The sequence below is a fragment of the Bacillus cereus group sp. BfR-BA-01379 genome, assembly GCF_022663605.1.
Taxonomy (GTDB): Bacteria; Bacillota; Bacilli; order Bacillales; family Bacillaceae_G; genus Bacillus_A; species Bacillus_A mobilis.
The window spans coordinates 1-15,413 of sequence record NZ_JAKUFT010000095.1 but is presented as its reverse complement, the minus strand read 5'-3'; the positions used below and the strand labels follow the sequence as shown (position 1 = coordinate 15,413).

Sequence of the window (15,413 nt, the reverse complement as noted above, 5' to 3'; positions counted from 1 at the left end):
TCAAATCCTGTCCCCGCAACCAAATGGTCCCGTGGTGTAGTGGTTAACATGCCTGCCTGTCACGCAGGAGATCGCCGGTTCGACCCCGGTCGGGACCGCCATTTTAATAAGGCTCGGTAGCTCAGTCGGTAGAGCAGAGGACTGAAAATCCTCGTGTCGGCGGTTCGATTCCGTCCCGAGCCACCATTTATCTTAATCATATACGCCGGCTTAGCTCAATTGGTAGAGCAACTGACTTGTAATCAGTAGGTTGGGGGTTCAAGTCCTCTAGCCGGCACCATGTAAGTTTCGGAGGGGTAGCGAAGTGGCTAAACGCGGCGGACTGTAAATCCGCTCCTTCGGGTTCGGCAGTTCGAATCTGCCCCCCTCCACCATTTACATAGGGGCATAGTTTAAAGGTAGAACTGAGGTCTCCAAAACCTCCAGTGTGGGTTCGATTCCTACTGCCCCTGCCAAATATATTTACACAACATGGCGGTTGTGGCGAAGTGGTTAACGCACCGGATTGTGGCTCCGGCATTCGTGGGTTCGATTCCCATCAGTCGCCCCATTTTTATTTTAAAAATTACAAATAATCTAATGGATACTTACATATAATTAAGTAAGAAATCAATGGGCTATAGCCAAGCGGTAAGGCAACGGACTTTGACTCCGTCATGCGCTGGTTCGAATCCAGCTAGCCCAGCCATTTTCGCGGAAGTAGTTCAGTGGTAGAATACAACCTTGCCAAGGTTGGGGTCGCGGGTTCGAATCCCGTCTTCCGCTCCAATAAAATTTCATATGGCGGCATAGCCAAGTGGTAAGGCAGAGGTCTGCAAAACCTTTATCACCGGTTCAAATCCGGTTGCCGCCTTTTCTTTTGTGCCGATGTGGCGGAATTGGCAGACGCGCACGACTCAAAATCGTGTTCCTTCGGGAGTGTCGGTTCGACCCCGACCATCGGTATCATGAACGGCGTAAAAAAACTCTATACTAACTGTATAGAGTTTTTTTTGTTTTCTTCGTGTGACAAAAAGTGTGCGGTGAGTAAACTAAGAAACATTAAAAGGATAAAAACAAACATTCATTTTTATCCTTTTAATTCCGGTATTCTATACAATATTCTCTTCATGCACTCTAGAGAGAACTTCTCCAGCCTGGTGACATGAAGTTAAATCCGACACCACCAGTAGATATTAGAACATTATCAGCTGTTAATTTTGTAATTTCTAAAAACTTCTTTTTAAACTCTTCTCTGTTGTACTTATACATAGTTGAGTGGCACGCCCACATGTGCGTTGAAGTACTTTAACCAGTCTCCTAATTCCTTTAATTCAGGAAAAGACTCAAATTGAATGGGTTCATCTAATTTCATAAATCTTACTTGATAGATAGTTGGGTTTAATTTCTCTCCAATTCCTTTAAGACCATGTGCTTTTTTCGCATTTGAATGTGTCATAATTCTCCCCTTATCTTTCCTTCAAATTTTTTCCTATTTGAATTATACAACGATAGAAAGTAATTAAGGGAATATTATGGGAATTTTTATCGTCTTTTTTGTTAAATTATACTATGTGCTTCTAAAATTCGTAATAAACGTAGGAATTCATGTATAATATAACTTGTCGAAAGAACAAAATGATAGTGATTTATATTATGTCTGTAATATGAATCAAAAATGAACTTTTTATATTTCTTTTAAAAATGTGTTGAATACACATTATATTTCATATTAATATTTTTATGTAGATTTAAAACGGGAAAGAGAGTGGAAAGTATGGGTCGTAAGTGGAATAATATTAAGGATAAAAAAGCATCAAAAGATGCAAATACAAGCCGTATATACGCGAAATTTGGACGTGAAATTTATGTGGCAGCAAAACAAGGTGAGCCAGATCCAGAATCAAACCAAGCGCTTAGAGTCGTATTAGAACGTGCGAAAACATACAATGTACCAAGAACAATTATTGATCGTGCAGTTGAAAAAGCAAAAGGCGGTTCAGAAGAAAATTATGACGAGCTTCGTTATGAAGGATTCGGACCAAATGGATCTATGGTAATTGTAGATACACTTACAAATAACGTAAACCGTACTGCAGCAGATGTACGAGCTGCATTTAGCAAAAACAGTGGTAACATGGGTGTAAACGGTTCTGTAGCTTACATGTTTGATGCGACAGCTGTTATCGGTCTTGAAGGTAAAACATCAGATGAAGTTCTTGAAATTTTAATGGAAGCAGATGTAGATGCACGTGACATTCTTGAAGAAGAAGATGCTGTTATCGTGTATGCTGAACCTGATCAATTCCATTCTGTACAATCTGCACTTAAAGATGCTGGTGTTGAAGAATTCACAGTTGCAGAATTAACAATGCTTGCACAAAGTGATGTAGAACTTCCTGAAGATGCTCAAGTACAATTTGAAAAAATGGTTGATGCATTAGAAGATCTAGAAGATGTGCAACAAGTTTACCACAACGTAGACTTAGGAGAATAATACGATAGAAGCCCCCTGTTCGTTTAACGGATAGGGGGCTTTTTTATGAGGTTAGTTAAGTTGATGAATAAAGGTATTTTGTTGTAGACAGGGAATATGCTTATAGGGATATATGAAATAATCATTATTTCTAGGAGGTTTAATATGGAACATAGAACACCGAAGCATATCGTTGCCGTAGCAGGCTATTTAACAAATGAAACAGGTGAAGTGTTATTGGCTAAAGTACATTGGCGAGCGGATACGTGGGAATTGCCAGGAGGACAGGTGGAAGAAGGAGAAGCGCTCGATCAAGCAGTTTGTAGGGAAATGTTTGAGGAGACGGGTTTAACTGTGAAGCCGCTTGGAGTTACAGGTGTTTACTATAATGCTTCTATGCATATTTTATCTGTTGTTTTTAAAGTGGCATATGTGAGCGGTGAAATACAAATTCAGCCTGAAGAAATACAAGAGGCTAAATTTGTTGCTTTAAATGAAGAGAACATAGATGAGTACATAACGCGTCCTCATATGAAATCCAGAACGCTTGATGCGATGAGAGCAACACATTTTATTCCATACGAAACGTGGGAAGTGCAGCCGTCTAATTTAATAGCTAGATTATAAAGAAAAGGGTAGCTGGTTTGAGATACAATCAAATCACTACTCTTTTTTGTATACTGTTTAAGAAAAAGGTCAAAATAATAATAGTGCTAGTATTGATTTCGAGAACGTTTGTTCTGTATAATGTATGATATATTGTATACATTTAGATTACTAGATACTTACAAATATATATATTTGTAGATGATATAATGAAAATAGGGTGTTTTAATAGGGAAGTATAGGCTTAAGGTATACTCTACTATTGGTTTAGCATATTCTATATTCAATATTTCAGATGAATAGTAGATAAAAAAAGACTGTGATACAATACTTTTTTACCCCGTTATTTGCCGGACAGCCCGATTGGGGAGGGCTGATTAAAGTTTCACTTTATACCTTACAATGATGTAAGGTACGTGTAAGAGAAATCGATGGGATGTTTTTTTACAACAAGGTATTCTTAAAGTAAGAGTTATATGCTGTGTGGAAAAGAGGTGTTCAAGATGAAAGAACGAGTATTATCTAGGGTGAACTATCATCAAAAAGTTGCATTAAATCCAATGACTAAATTCTTTTATAAAGCCATTATTTTATTATTATTGTTAAGTTGTACGTTATTATTCGTTGGAAATGTAATGATTGAGCAAAGTGATATTAGTAAATTACATGTACCGGCTAAGTTAGAGGTGCCAGAATCATTAACACATGCATTTATTGCGACAGAAGATAAAAGATTTTATCATCATAACGGTTTAGATTATATAGCGATTGTCAGAGCGTCTGTTGAGAATATAAAGGCTGGTGGTGTTGTGCAAGGTGGGAGCACAATTACACAGCAGTTATCCAAAAATGCTTTTTTAACAAATGAACGTACATTTTCTCGTAAGTGGAAAGAGATTTTCTATACGAAAAAAATTGAACGCACATTTACGAAGGATGAAATTTTAAAATTGTATGTAAGCAATATTTATTACGGAGAAGGAGCATGGGGAATTGAAAAAGCGGCAAACCTTTACTTCGGTAAAAAAGTAAGCCAATTAACGCTGGCTGAAAGTGCAATGATGGCTGCTGTAGTAAAGGCACCTGCTTATTACTCACCTGCACAAAATTATGATAAGGCCGTAGAGAGACGAAATGTTGTTTTGAGATTGATGGAGAAAGAAGGCTATATCAATCATGATGAGTATGTGCAAGCAGTTAGTGAGAAGTTAGTCATTCGTCATGATATCAAAACAGAGCAGTCGATGTTAAATAATGCGCGTGAAAAAGCAGTAAGCTAAAGGAAGTTCCTACATAGGAGCTTCTTTTTTTGAATAAATTGTGACAAAAGGCGACACAATATTGTCACAAATGTTCTGTTTTTGTAATTTATGTGAGCGTGTTCATTGCGTGACGCATATAAGTGTTGATATTATGTGTATTGTGTACAATGCTGTATACAGAATATGAATTTAAAGAGGAATGTATATGAAATCAAATAAACTCATGGCTCTTGGTGTAGTTTTTTCTATCGCAGTATTAATTGTAATCGGAACAATTGCGTATAGCATCATAAATGACAAAAAAGATAAAGGGAATGAGATGTTTGCTTATTCCACACAACAATCTTTAGGGAAAGATGATGCACCAGTTAAGGTAGTTGAATTTGGAGACTTCAAATGTCCTGCGTGTCGTACTTGGGATGTAACAGTATTACCACGATTAAAAGAAGAGTATATTGATAAAGGTAAAGTGCAGTTATATTTTATTAACTTCCCGTTCATCGGAAAAGACTCTGATTTAGGCGCAGCAGCTGGTGAAGCAATTTATAAACAAGATCAAGATTCATTCTGGATTTTCTATGATGAGATTTATCAAAGTCAAAAGAAAGACACGGAAGAATGGATTACAGAAGAATTACTTCTTAACATTGTGAAAGAGAAGCTTCCGAAAGTTGATGTAGAACAATTTAAGAAAGATTTACACAGTAAAGAAATGAAAGAAAAAGTACGTAAAGATTCAGATCGTGCTCAAAAATTAAAAGTTCAAGGTGCTCCTTCAGTATACATAAACGGAAATCTTGCAAACCCTGATTTCGATAGTATGAAGAAGGCGATTGATAAAGAATTGAAAAAGTGATGAGCTACTCATCACTTTTTCGACTTTTTTCGATAAAATTCTTGCTTCCGTTTTTTTAACATGCTATACTACTTTACATAAGTTATTCTAATATCTTATATTTATTTCATATTTGCGGGTGTAGTTTAGTGGTAAAACAAGAGCCTTCCAAGCTCTGGTCGAGAGTTCGATTCTCTTCACCCGCTCCAAATTTCATTAAATGTTTTTCTATAAATTGTGATCAACGCAGTGTTTCGTTTCTAAGATAAACGAGGCATTGCGTTTTTTAATGTTTGAAAAGCATAATTGTATGCGAAAATAGAAGTAAAGAATAGTATTTCAAAAGTGAATTACTAACCAATATAGTCGTTACATACGGGATGATTTCATCTGAGGAGGCGATTAGGAATGGATTTTGAACAATTAAAGCAAGATGTAATTGCGTATAGTAAAACAATTGGTATAGATAAAATAGGCTTTGCTAGTGCTTCACCATTTGAGGAATTAAAGCAGCGCTTAATCCAGCAGCAACAATTAAATTATCAATCTGGATTTGAAGAGCCTGATATAGAAAAGAGAACGAACCCACAGCTTCTACTACCTGGTGCAAAATCAATTATTGCGATTGCATTAGCGTATCCTTCAAAATTAAAAAATGCACCATTAAGTAAGCGTGGAGAACGCCGCGGGATTTTTTGTCGTGCTTCTTGGGGACAAGATTATCATCTTGTTTTACGAGATCGTTTGCAAAAATTAGAAGCATATTTAATCGAAAAACTTCCCGATATAGAAGTTAAGTCAATGGTTGATACGGGTGAATTAAGCGACCGCGCTGTATCAGAACGTGCCGGTATTGGGTGGAGTGGTAAGAATTGCGCTATTATTACACCTGAATTTGGTTCGTATGTATATTTAGGAGAAATGATTACAAATGTTCCATTCCCACCAGATCAACCAATAGAAGATCAATGCGGGAGCTGTACGAAATGTATTGATATTTGTCCTACAGGGGCTTTAATACAAGGAGGACAGTTAGACTCGAAGAAATGTATTGCATTTTTAACACAGACGAAGGGATTCCTACCGGAAGAATATCGCGACAAAATAGGAAACCGTATATATGGATGTGATACATGTCAGACTGTTTGTCCAAAAAACAAAGGAATGGATTTTCATAACCACCCTGAGATGGAACCAGATCCTGAGTTAGTTAAGCCGCTATTAACACCACTTTTAACAATTAGTAATCGCGATTTTAAAGAGAAATATGGAATTATGTCTGGTTCATGGAGAGGTAAAAAGCCGTTGCAACGAAATGCAATTTTGGCACTTGCTCATTTTAAAGAAGCATCAGCAATTCCTGATTTAATAGGTGTTATGAAAGATGATCCAAGACCAGTACTTCGCGGAACGGCAGCATGGGCACTTGGGAAAATTGGTGGAGATGGCGTGGGCGAAGCCATTGAAAAAGCAATGCAACGTGAGAAAGATGAAGAGGTTCTTCATGAAATGAATCGAGGACTTGAATTGTTAGCGCTGAAAAAAGAGTAGATAATATCTCCCTTTTTCATATTGTAATATGGGAGGGAGACGAAATGGTTGTAAAAATAAATATTGAAAAGCAAGTACAACAATTTTTAGCCTATATAACAGAAAAAAGAACTAATGTAGAGGGGATTGCTGAAGATTTATTCCAGATAGCACAGAGAAAGAAACAATTGTTTCAAAAGCGTAATGCACATATAGTGAAAGCAACTGCGGACGTTTCTTTCATGAGACAATTAAATAATAGCAATCATCAAGAAATTGATTATCAAATACATTTTAAATATTTAATTAAGCATAAAGAATTATTTTATATCGAAGAGGAACAACTAAAACGAAGAGTTTGTTTAAATAATAGCCGGATAATAGGTGATTATGCTATTGAGGTGCCAGAAGCAGTTGGAATGAGTGAGACGTTAGAAAGGGAAGTTATAAAAGAGAAGTATGGTTCTTATCAGTATAACCGTTTAGAGGCAGTTAAATATGCAGAGCGTTGGTGGGATGATCGAAACCCTGTATATCGTAATTTCCCTGATAATTGTACGAATTTTATTTCTCAATGTCTTCATACTGGAGAAGTACCAATGAATGGATATCCTAATATTCGTAAAGGATGGTGGCAAAGGGAGAATCAGTGGAGTTGGAGCTGGGCTGTCGCACACTCTTTTTATTGGTATTTGTCAGGTGCTACAACAGGGCTTCGAGCAGAAGCGGTAGAAAGGCCAGAGGACCTTATTCTTGGTGATGTCATTGCTTATGATTTTGAGGATGATGGTAGGTGGAATCATACGACGATTGTAGTAGCAAAAGACGCAGATGGTATGCCACTTGTAAATGCACATTCAGCGAATAGCCGTCGGCGTTATTGGAACTATGAAGATTCTAGTAAATATACACCACAAATGAAATATAAATTTTTTCATATTATTAATGGGTAGAGATTTTTTGCTCAAGTGGTATAATACGTAGTAGACAAAAAACAGAGGTGAATATCGCGTGGGAGTACATGTTGTTTTATATCAACCAGAAATTCCAGCAAATACAGGGAATATTGCTCGTACTTGTGCAGCAACTGGAACAGAATTACATTTGATTAGACCGCTTGGATTTTCAACGGATGATAAAATGTTAAAGCGTGCAGGATTAGATTATTGGCAGCACGTGAAAGTTACGTATTATGATTCAATTGAAGAATTTTATGAGAAAAATAAAGACGGTGAATTCTTCTATTTAACAAAGTATGGCGAGAAAGCTCATACAGCGTTTGATTATAGCAAACGTGAGAAGGATTACTATTTTGTATTTGGAAGAGAAACAAACGGCTTACCAGCTAATGTAATCGAAGAAAATTTCGATCATTGTTTACGTATTCCAATGACTGATAAAGTGCGCTCATTAAATTTATCTAATACAGCAGCTATTTTAATTTATGAAGCATTCCGTCAACAAAATTATCCGGGATTAGATTTAGAAATTGTTTATTAAAAGTCGCCATATGGCGACTTTTTTTCTAAAATAAAAATAATATATAATCATACATTTAAAAAAGGGTGCATATTCATATAGAATGGGATTATGTGAATAAAAATAGATCAGACGGGTTGAGATAAATATGAAGGAACAATATAGTAATCAAAATACCTTTTTAAGTATGATAGATATTGATTTAATAAGAAGAGGATTATTACATGCTATTCAAGATTTAGTATTTATTGTGAAAGTTATGGATGATGAAACCTTTAAATATATTTATGTAAATAAGATAGGTATGGATTATGCGAAGCTAAGCGAAGAATGTTATGGAAAAACGTTTGCTGAAGTATTACCGGAAGATACGGCGGAAATATTACAAGTGCAATATGCAAAAGTAGCGAGCGAAGCGAAAGCACATACCTTTTGTGATGTAGTTAGTTTACCAACTGGTAATTTACATTATGAATCTTCACTTAATCCTGTATTTGATGAAGAAGGAGTATGTCAGTTTATTATTTGTATTACGAGGGATATTACAGCTCAAATTGAGGAGAAGATTGAAATAGAGGAAAAACAAATGTTATTTAAGTCATTACTAGAATATAATAATGACTCCATTATATCTATAGATTCTATAGGTAGAATTACATATGCAAACCCAGCAACGTATGAGATATTTGGATATCGATATGAAGAATTAAACAATAAATTTATTTTTGAATTTATTAATAAAGAATATGAAAAAGATTTTCAAATGATATTTAAAGGATCCATGCAAGGAAAAGCGAAGCAAATTGTTTCAAAGAAATATGTTCATAAAGAAGGGTACGAGCTCTATATTTCTTTAAGAACTATTCCAATTATTGTGAACGGTGAAATTGTCGGGATATATATTGTTACGAGGGATGTTACAAGGCAAGTATTGAATGAAATGCGAACAGAATATTTAGCTTATTATGACCAGTTAACAGGATTAATGAATAGAATTTCATGTACAAATAAGTTAAATGGTTTTTTAAATGAGAAGATAGATTTTGCGTTTATTTTTATAGATTTAGATGAATTTCATCTTATTAATGATACTTTTGGCCATAAAGAAGGAGATAAAGTATTACAAAAAGTGACAGAATGTTTAAGCAGTATCCAAATAGGCGGTATGCACTTATTTAGAGAACACGATGATCAATTTGTTATGTTAATAGAAAATATAACGAAAGAACGTGTAGAGGTAGTTGCAAAAAGCATACTAAAAAAGATTAGTGAACATTTTGTAATCGAAGAAGAGGACGTGTATTTAAGTGCGTCAATCGGAATTGTAATGGCTCCAACAGATGGAGAGGATGAAAAAATATTATTTCAAAGAGTGGATGCTGCTTTGGAAAAAGCAAAAGAAAAAGGAAAAGGGCATTATCATTTTTATTGCAATGGATTAGATTGTGAGCGTGAACAAAGATTTATAATAGAAAACCAATTACATCGTGCTATAGAAAAAAATGAATTCTTCTTATATTATCAGCCACAAATGAATATTGAAACGAAAAAAATAGTCAGTATGGAAGCTTTAATAAGGTGGGAGAATAAAGAATTAGGATTTGTCTCTCCCAATCAATTTATTCCGTTAGCAGAAAGAACAGGATTTATTATTAAGCTGGATGAATGGGTAGTAAATGAAGTGTGTCAGCAAATACGTGAATGGTTAAATAAAGGATATGAAGTGGTCCCGATTGCAGTTAATATTTCAGCCAGGCACTTTCGTTCTATTACACTAATAGAGATGATTACACGAGCGTTACATAAGTATAATGTACCAGCTCATCTATTGGCGATAGAGGTTACAGAAGGAGCCCTTATACATAAAGACATATCGAAAAGAGTATTGCTACAATTAAAAGAACAAAATCTAAAGATTCATTTAGATGATTTTGGGACGGGATATTCATCTTTAAGTTATTTAAAAACGTATCCAATTGATACTTTGAAAATCGATCGTTCGTTTATGGAAGGTATACATGTAGATGAACGTGATACGAATATTACGGCTGCGATTATCCATTTAGCTCATACTTTGGAATTGAATGTAATTGCAGAAGGAGTAGAAAAAGCAGAACAAATACAATTTTTGAAGGAAAAGAATGTGAAGTTTGTACAAGGTTATTATTATAGCAAACCACTATCAAAATATGATGTGGAAAATGTGTATTATAAATAATTCATAAAAAAAGTGATGTGCTAAGAAGCACATCACTTTTTATGTGTACCAGGTTTATCATTGTAACCAGATGTAAAAATAGCTGTAAGAAATGTGAGTGATACACCTAAAATTAATAATAATTTCATACTAATATCCCTCCTATTTTTTCAGTTTATGAATCTTAAATATGAATCGAAATGTATGTAAGGTTCTTGGAAGAAAAGAATTTATTTAAAATGAATAGCGGTGTAAAAACTTTAATACCTTTATTATACAGAATTTTCTTTGAATTTTGGAGAGAATTTTATTGCACTACTGTATATTTCATTTTGATTTAAAGAATGTTTGAGGACATCCTAGCATACCTTTTATAATAATCCGATTGAACAAGGAGATGGGGGAGGAGCTATAATGGATATTCTAAAAAAAATTGAACAGCATCGAGAAGCAGAAGAACGCTTACAATGGGAAGGTACGTTTGCGGAGTATTTAGAGCTTGTGAAGGAAAGACCATGGGTGGCTCAAACAGCACACTCTCGCATTTACAATATGATAAAAGATGCTGGAATTGAAGAGGTAGATGGTAGAAGAAAGTATAACTTCTTTAGCAATCAGCTATTTGGATTAGAGGATGCTTTAGAACGCCTGGTAGAGGAATATTTTCATCCATCTGCAAAACGATTAGATGTTAGAAAACGTATTTTATTATTGATGGGTCCTGTTAGTGGGGGGAAATCAACATTAGTTACGATGTTGAAACGCGGATTAGAAACATATTCACGAACAGATCGAGGAGCAATTTTTGCAATTAAAGGCTGCCCAATGCATGAAGATCCACTTCATTTAATTCCGCATCATTTACGAGATGAATTCTTTGATGAGTATGGAGTTAGAATTGAAGGGAATTTATCACCACTAAACGTTATGCGCCTAGAGCAAGAATATGGTTCAAGAATTGAGGATGTAGTTGTAGAGCGTATTTTCTTCTCGGAAGATCGCCGTACAGGGATTGGTACATTTAGCCCGTCTGATCCTAAATCACAAGATATCGCCGATTTAACAGGTAGTCTGGACTTTTCAACAATCGCAGAATATGGTTCAGAATCAGATCCACGAGCGTATCGCTTCGATGGAGAATTGAATAAGGCAAACCGTGGGATGATGGAATTCCAAGAGATGTTAAAATGCGACGAGAAGTTTTTATGGCATTTATTATCGCTTACGCAAGAAGGGAATTTCAAAGCGGGAAGATTTGCGCTTATTTCAGCAGATGAATTAATTGTAGCGCATACGAATGAAACGGAGTATCGTTCTTTCATAGCAAACAAGAAAAATGAAGCATTGCACTCAAGAATTATTGTAATGCCAGTTCCATACAATTTACGAGTGAGCGAAGAAGAACATATTTATGAAAAAATGATTCGTGAAAGTGATGTATCCAATGTGCATATTGCACCGCACACACTTCGCGTTGCAGCAATGTTTACGATTTTAACTCGTTTAAAAGATCCGAAGCGTCCGGATATTGATTTAATTAAAAAGATGCGTTTATATGATGGAGAAACAGTAGAAGGTTATAATGCGATTGATGTAGAGGAGCTGCAACGTGAATATCAAGATGAAGGTATGAAAGGTATTGATCCTCGTTATGTTATTAACCGAATTTCTTCTACAATTATTCGAAAAGAGGTACCATCTATTAACGCATTAGATGTACTTAGATCGCTAAAAGACGGGTTGGATCAGCATCCGTCAATTAGTAATGAAGATCGAGAACGTTATATGAATTTCATCTCATTAGCGAGAAAAGAATATGATGAAATTGCGAAGAAAGAAGTACAAAAAGCATTTGTGTATTCATATGAAGAATCAGCGAAGACACTTATGGATAATTACTTAGATAACGTTGAAGCATATTGCAATAAATCGAAATTACGTGATCCATTAACAGGTGAAGAAATGAGTCCAGATGAAAAGCTAATGCGTTCAATTGAAGAGCAAATTGGAATTTCAGAAAATGCTAAGAAAGCATTCCGTGAAGAAATTTTAATTCGCATTTCTGCTTATGCGCGTAAAGGAAAACGCTTTGATTATAATTCACACGAGCGTCTTCGCGAAGCGATTCAGAAAAAACTATTTGCTGATTTAAAAGATATAGTGAAAATTACAACATCAACGAAAACGCCAGACGAAAATCAGCTTAAGAAAATCAATGATGTTGTTGCACGTTTAATTGATGAGCACGGCTATAATTCTTCATCTGCGAATGAATTATTACGCTATGTAGGTAGCCTGCTAAACCGATAGTTTGATAACAAAACGCTGTCTCTTGTATTTTGCGGGACAGCGTTTTATTATCCATTCATATGTGTAAAGTGTCATACCTTGTCCAAATATAATAAATTAAGATGCAATTTCATGAATTTATTGTCAATTTTTTTTACAATATGCATATGATAGAGTAACCAACCATTCATACGAAAAAAGCCAACACAATACAATATGTTGCAAAGTGTAAATGTGTGCAACTATGCATTGTGTTTCTTTCTTATCAACGGCTGAATGTTTCTTTCGAGTATGTGAGTGGCAAAATTTTGTTTAGAATGCTCGGGGTATTATATGAAAAACGTTATATATGTTTATGGGATGAATTTCGATGGGCAGTCACCTTCCATTCTAGCTTGCACAGTATAAAACAAAATTTCTAGCTTGCTGTTCATATAGAAAGACAATTACAGTAAGGAGGGAAAGAAATGGGTGAAGAAAACCAACCAAATTATACGATTTCACAGGAAAACTGGTCCCTCCATCGCAAAGGATATGACGACCAACAACGCCATCAAGAAAAAGTACAAGAGGCAATTAAGAATAATTTACCCGATCTTGTAACAGAAGAAAGTATAGTTATGTCTAATGGCAAGGATGTTGTAAAAATACCAATTCGTTCTCTAGATGAATATAAGATTAGATACAATTATGATAAAAACAAACACGTTGGGCAAGGAAATGGTGACAGCAAAGTTGGTGATGTCGTTGCGAGAGATGGATCAGGTGGTCAAAAGCAAAAAGGACCAGGAAAAGGGCAAGGAGCAGGAGATGCGGCTGGAGAAGATTATTATGAAGCTGAAGTCTCTATTCTAGAATTAGAGCAAGCGTTTTTCAAAGAGTTAGAGCTGCCTAATTTAAAGAGAAAAGAAATGGATGAAAACCGGATTGAACATGTTGAATTTAATGATATTAGAAAAACTGGATTATGGGGAAATATTGATAAGAAACGAACGATGATATCTGCATATAAACGAAATGCAATGCGTGGTAAAGCATCCTTCCATCCAATTCACCAAGAAGATTTAAAGTTCCGTACTTGGAATGAAGTATTAAAACCAGATTCAAAAGCAGTTGTATTAGCGATGATGGATACAAGTGGATCGATGGGAATATGGGAGAAGTATATGGCACGTAGCTTCTTTTTCTGGATGACAAGATTTCTACGAACGAAGTATGAAACAGTAGATATTGAGTTTATTGCCCATCATACGGAAGCAAAAGTCGTTACAGAGGAAGAGTTTTTCTCAAAAGGAGAAAGTGGCGGAACAATCTGTTCTTCTGTATATAAAAAAGCACTCGAGTTAATCGATAATAAATATTCACCAGACCGCTATAATATTTATCCATTCCATTTTTCAGACGGTGATAATTTAACATCAGATAACGCTAGATGCGTAAAGCTTGTTGAAGAGTTGATGAAGAAGTGTAACATGTTTGGGTATGGGGAAGTGAACCAGTATAACCGTTCATCATCTACCCTTTTTTCTGTTTATAAAAACATTGAGGATGAGAAGTTTAGGTATTATATATTGAAGGAGAAGAAGGATGTTTTTAGTTGTTTAAAAACTTTTTTTACAAAAGAAAATTAATCGTATACTTTGTTTTATTAAACAGTTCTTCTAAATCGGTATTTTCAGTGTTCAAATCCAGAAGAACTGTTATTATTTTGAAGTATTGTTGTTATATAGAATTTATTAAGGAATCATAAGATAATGTATAGTCGATCAATCAACTGTTATAGACCTTCATGTAACCTTTGAATGTTTAAAAGTTAATGATTTTCCCCCCAATTTTAAAAGATAAAGGAATTAGTAAGAATAAGATAATATTAACAACTACAGTTCCTATGAGGAAATTTATTAATGTAATAGTATTTGAAGTAAAACCATTTTCTATAATTAATATATTTGTAGGAATAATAACAATGATTCCTGTTAACAATCCTGGTGAATAGCAACGTTCGACAATAGTTGAGATTAAATGAGGAAAGATAATATTGATAATCATAGAACTTAAAAAGCCGAAATAAGTATATTTAAATATGAAATTTGAAGGATAAAAAATATATAAAATTGTAACTAAATATGCTAATGAAGTAACTACAAACAGACCAAACAGGAAATCATCGTGCTGGATAGATTTATGTATTCGTATTTTGTTAGTTTTTAAAGATCTTCTAGATAACCATATAGCTTCCTCTATATTGTGTATGCTAATAGCAAATAGGAATAGAATTATAATTGATTTATGCATATCCTGCCCTCCAATTGAAAATTTAATTATTAGAGATTGGTATTAGAAGTTTTTAATATTATTTCATAATATTAAAAATATGTAGTTGATAATTTTATTATAAATTAGTCCAATAAAAAATAAAGGTTCAATAATTGCTAAAAAGTCTAATTATGAACATTAGATGGATAAATGTTCATATTTTTTTGTATTTAAACGAATTTTATGAAAATGATAATTTTTCTATATTAGTATTATTTTTTGTGGTTGTTGGTAAAGAATATCAATCTATAAATATAAATGTCCCCCTTAAAAAAACTAATTATAAAAAATATTTACAAATCTTTCGTTTTATTAATAGAATTCAATCAGTTATATAATATTGCATAGGGTTTCCACGAAAAACCCAATTCGTATCATATATGCTTATGAATTTTTAAAAATTACTTTATTTGACAATGGAAAAAAAAGGTGTACAATTACTTT

General features: G+C 34.4%; 11 protein-coding genes, 11 tRNA genes and 1 pseudogene. 21 read left to right on the top strand and 2 right to left on the bottom strand.

Annotated elements, in window-relative coordinates; genetic code table 11:
* Window positions 1-25 precede the first annotated feature (25 nt).
* From MR113_RS24390 to MR113_RS24345, 10 genes are all read left to right on the top strand, one after another.
* A tRNA-Asp gene (locus tag MR113_RS24390) sits at window positions 26-101 on the top strand.
* 9 nt (window positions 102-110) lie between these two features.
* Window positions 111-186, top strand: a tRNA-Phe gene (locus MR113_RS24385).
* A gap of 18 nt (window positions 187-204) precedes the next feature.
* Window positions 205-280: transfer RNA gene (locus MR113_RS24380), tRNA-Thr, on the top strand.
* Between the two features lie 10 nt (window positions 281-290).
* Window positions 291-374: transfer RNA gene (locus tag MR113_RS24375), tRNA-Tyr, on the top strand.
* A gap of 7 nt (window positions 375-381) precedes the next feature.
* Window positions 382-455: transfer RNA gene (locus tag MR113_RS24370), tRNA-Trp, on the top strand.
* Between the two features lie 19 nt (window positions 456-474).
* A tRNA-His gene (locus MR113_RS24365) sits at window positions 475-550 on the top strand.
* 63 nt (window positions 551-613) lie between these two features.
* A tRNA-Gln gene (locus tag MR113_RS24360) sits at window positions 614-688 on the top strand.
* Between the two features lie 5 nt (window positions 689-693).
* A tRNA-Gly gene (locus tag MR113_RS24355) sits at window positions 694-768 on the top strand.
* A 14-nt stretch (window positions 769-782) separates the two neighbouring features.
* A tRNA-Cys gene (locus tag MR113_RS24350) sits at window positions 783-853 on the top strand.
* 10 nt (window positions 854-863) lie between these two features.
* Window positions 864-945, top strand: a tRNA-Leu gene (locus MR113_RS24345).
* A gap of 171 nt (window positions 946-1,116) precedes the next feature.
* Here MR113_RS24345 and MR113_RS24340 read toward each other — a convergent pair.
* Window positions 1,117-1,438: pseudogene (locus tag MR113_RS24340) on the bottom strand (DUF3884 family protein).
* A 318-nt stretch (window positions 1,439-1,756) separates the two neighbouring features.
* On the opposite strand from MR113_RS24340, the gene MR113_RS24335 reads away from it, so the two are divergent.
* The 11 genes from MR113_RS24335 (at window position 1,757) to yhbH (ending at window position 14,284) form a co-directional block, all read left to right on the top strand.
* A complete protein-coding gene (locus MR113_RS24335) occupies window positions 1,757-2,476 on the top strand; it encodes a YebC/PmpR family DNA-binding transcriptional regulator (RefSeq protein ID WP_000532956.1) in 720 nt (239 codons plus the stop codon).
* A gap of 144 nt (window positions 2,477-2,620) precedes the next feature.
* Complete coding sequence (locus tag MR113_RS24330) at window positions 2,621-3,082, top strand: NUDIX hydrolase (protein ID WP_242257160.1); 462 nt, start codon at window positions 2,621-2,623, stop codon at window positions 3,080-3,082.
* 482 nt (window positions 3,083-3,564) lie between these two features.
* Window positions 3,565-4,341, top strand: coding sequence for a transglycosylase domain-containing protein (locus MR113_RS24325; protein WP_000664703.1), 777 nt, complete (start codon window positions 3,565-3,567; stop codon window positions 4,339-4,341).
* A 187-nt stretch (window positions 4,342-4,528) separates the two neighbouring features.
* The gene (locus tag MR113_RS24320) at window positions 4,529-5,179 is read left to right on the top strand and encodes a DsbA family protein (protein ID WP_000841324.1); all 651 of its coding nucleotides are present in this window, start codon (window positions 4,529-4,531) and stop codon (window positions 5,177-5,179) included.
* Between the two features lie 114 nt (window positions 5,180-5,293).
* A tRNA-Gly gene (locus tag MR113_RS24315) sits at window positions 5,294-5,367 on the top strand.
* A 199-nt stretch (window positions 5,368-5,566) separates the two neighbouring features.
* Entirely contained in the window at window positions 5,567-6,709 is a 1,143-nt protein-coding gene (queG, locus tag MR113_RS24310) for a tRNA epoxyqueuosine(34) reductase QueG (protein WP_242257159.1), read from the top strand.
* Window positions 6,710-6,753: 44 nt separating this feature from the next.
* On the top strand, window positions 6,754-7,641 hold the full coding sequence (locus tag MR113_RS24305; RefSeq protein ID WP_097818123.1) for an amidase domain-containing protein: 888 nt from the start codon (window positions 6,754-6,756) through the stop codon (window positions 7,639-7,641).
* Window positions 7,642-7,699: 58 nt separating this feature from the next.
* Complete coding sequence (gene trmL / locus MR113_RS24300; protein WP_000538149.1) at window positions 7,700-8,188, top strand: tRNA (uridine(34)/cytosine(34)/5-carboxymethylaminomethyluridine(34)-2'-O)-methyltransferase TrmL; 489 nt, start codon at window positions 7,700-7,702, stop codon at window positions 8,186-8,188.
* A gap of 127 nt (window positions 8,189-8,315) precedes the next feature.
* Window positions 8,316-10,385: a sensor domain-containing protein gene (locus tag MR113_RS24295; protein WP_242257158.1), complete on the top strand. Its 2,070-nt coding sequence runs from the start codon at window positions 8,316-8,318 to the stop codon at window positions 10,383-10,385.
* A gap of 393 nt (window positions 10,386-10,778) precedes the next feature.
* Window positions 10,779-12,674, top strand: coding sequence for a PrkA family serine protein kinase (locus MR113_RS24290; RefSeq protein WP_097818125.1), 1,896 nt, complete (start codon window positions 10,779-10,781; stop codon window positions 12,672-12,674).
* Window positions 12,675-13,120: 446 nt separating this feature from the next.
* Complete coding sequence (gene yhbH / locus MR113_RS24285; RefSeq protein ID WP_242257157.1) at window positions 13,121-14,284, top strand: sporulation protein YhbH; 1,164 nt, start codon at window positions 13,121-13,123, stop codon at window positions 14,282-14,284.
* A 175-nt stretch (window positions 14,285-14,459) separates the two neighbouring features.
* On the opposite strand, the gene MR113_RS24280 is transcribed toward yhbH, so the two are convergent.
* Window positions 14,460-14,948 (bottom strand): HXXEE domain-containing protein, encoded by a 489-nt coding sequence (locus MR113_RS24280; RefSeq protein WP_098632103.1) that lies wholly within the window; start codon window positions 14,946-14,948, stop codon window positions 14,460-14,462.
* Between the last annotated feature and the right edge of the window lie 465 nt (window positions 14,949-15,413).

Bases quoted from the DNA above. Each gene is read 5' to 3' on its own strand.
- MR113_RS24335 (WP_000532956.1), top strand. From the start codon at position 1,757: ATGGGTCGTAAGTGGAATAATATTAAGGATAAAAAAGCATCAAAAGAT.
- MR113_RS24330 (WP_242257160.1), top strand. From the start codon at position 2,621: ATGGAACATAGAACACCGAAGCATATCGTTGCCGTAGCAGGCTATTTA.
- MR113_RS24325 (WP_000664703.1), top strand. From the start codon at position 3,565: ATGAAAGAACGAGTATTATCTAGGGTGAACTATCATCAAAAAGTTGCA.
- MR113_RS24320 (WP_000841324.1), top strand. From the start codon at position 4,529: ATGAAATCAAATAAACTCATGGCTCTTGGTGTAGTTTTTTCTATCGCA.
- queG (WP_242257159.1), top strand. From the start codon at position 5,567: ATGGATTTTGAACAATTAAAGCAAGATGTAATTGCGTATAGTAAAACA.
- MR113_RS24305 (WP_097818123.1), top strand. From the start codon at position 6,754: ATGGTTGTAAAAATAAATATTGAAAAGCAAGTACAACAATTTTTAGCC.
- MR113_RS24295 (WP_242257158.1), top strand. From the start codon at position 8,316: ATGAAGGAACAATATAGTAATCAAAATACCTTTTTAAGTATGATAGAT.
- MR113_RS24290 (WP_097818125.1), top strand. From the start codon at position 10,779: ATGGATATTCTAAAAAAAATTGAACAGCATCGAGAAGCAGAAGAACGC.
- yhbH (WP_242257157.1), top strand. From the start codon at position 13,121: ATGGGTGAAGAAAACCAACCAAATTATACGATTTCACAGGAAAACTGG.
- MR113_RS24280 (WP_098632103.1), bottom strand. From the start codon at position 14,948: ATGCATAAATCAATTATAATTCTATTCCTATTTGCTATTAGCATACAC.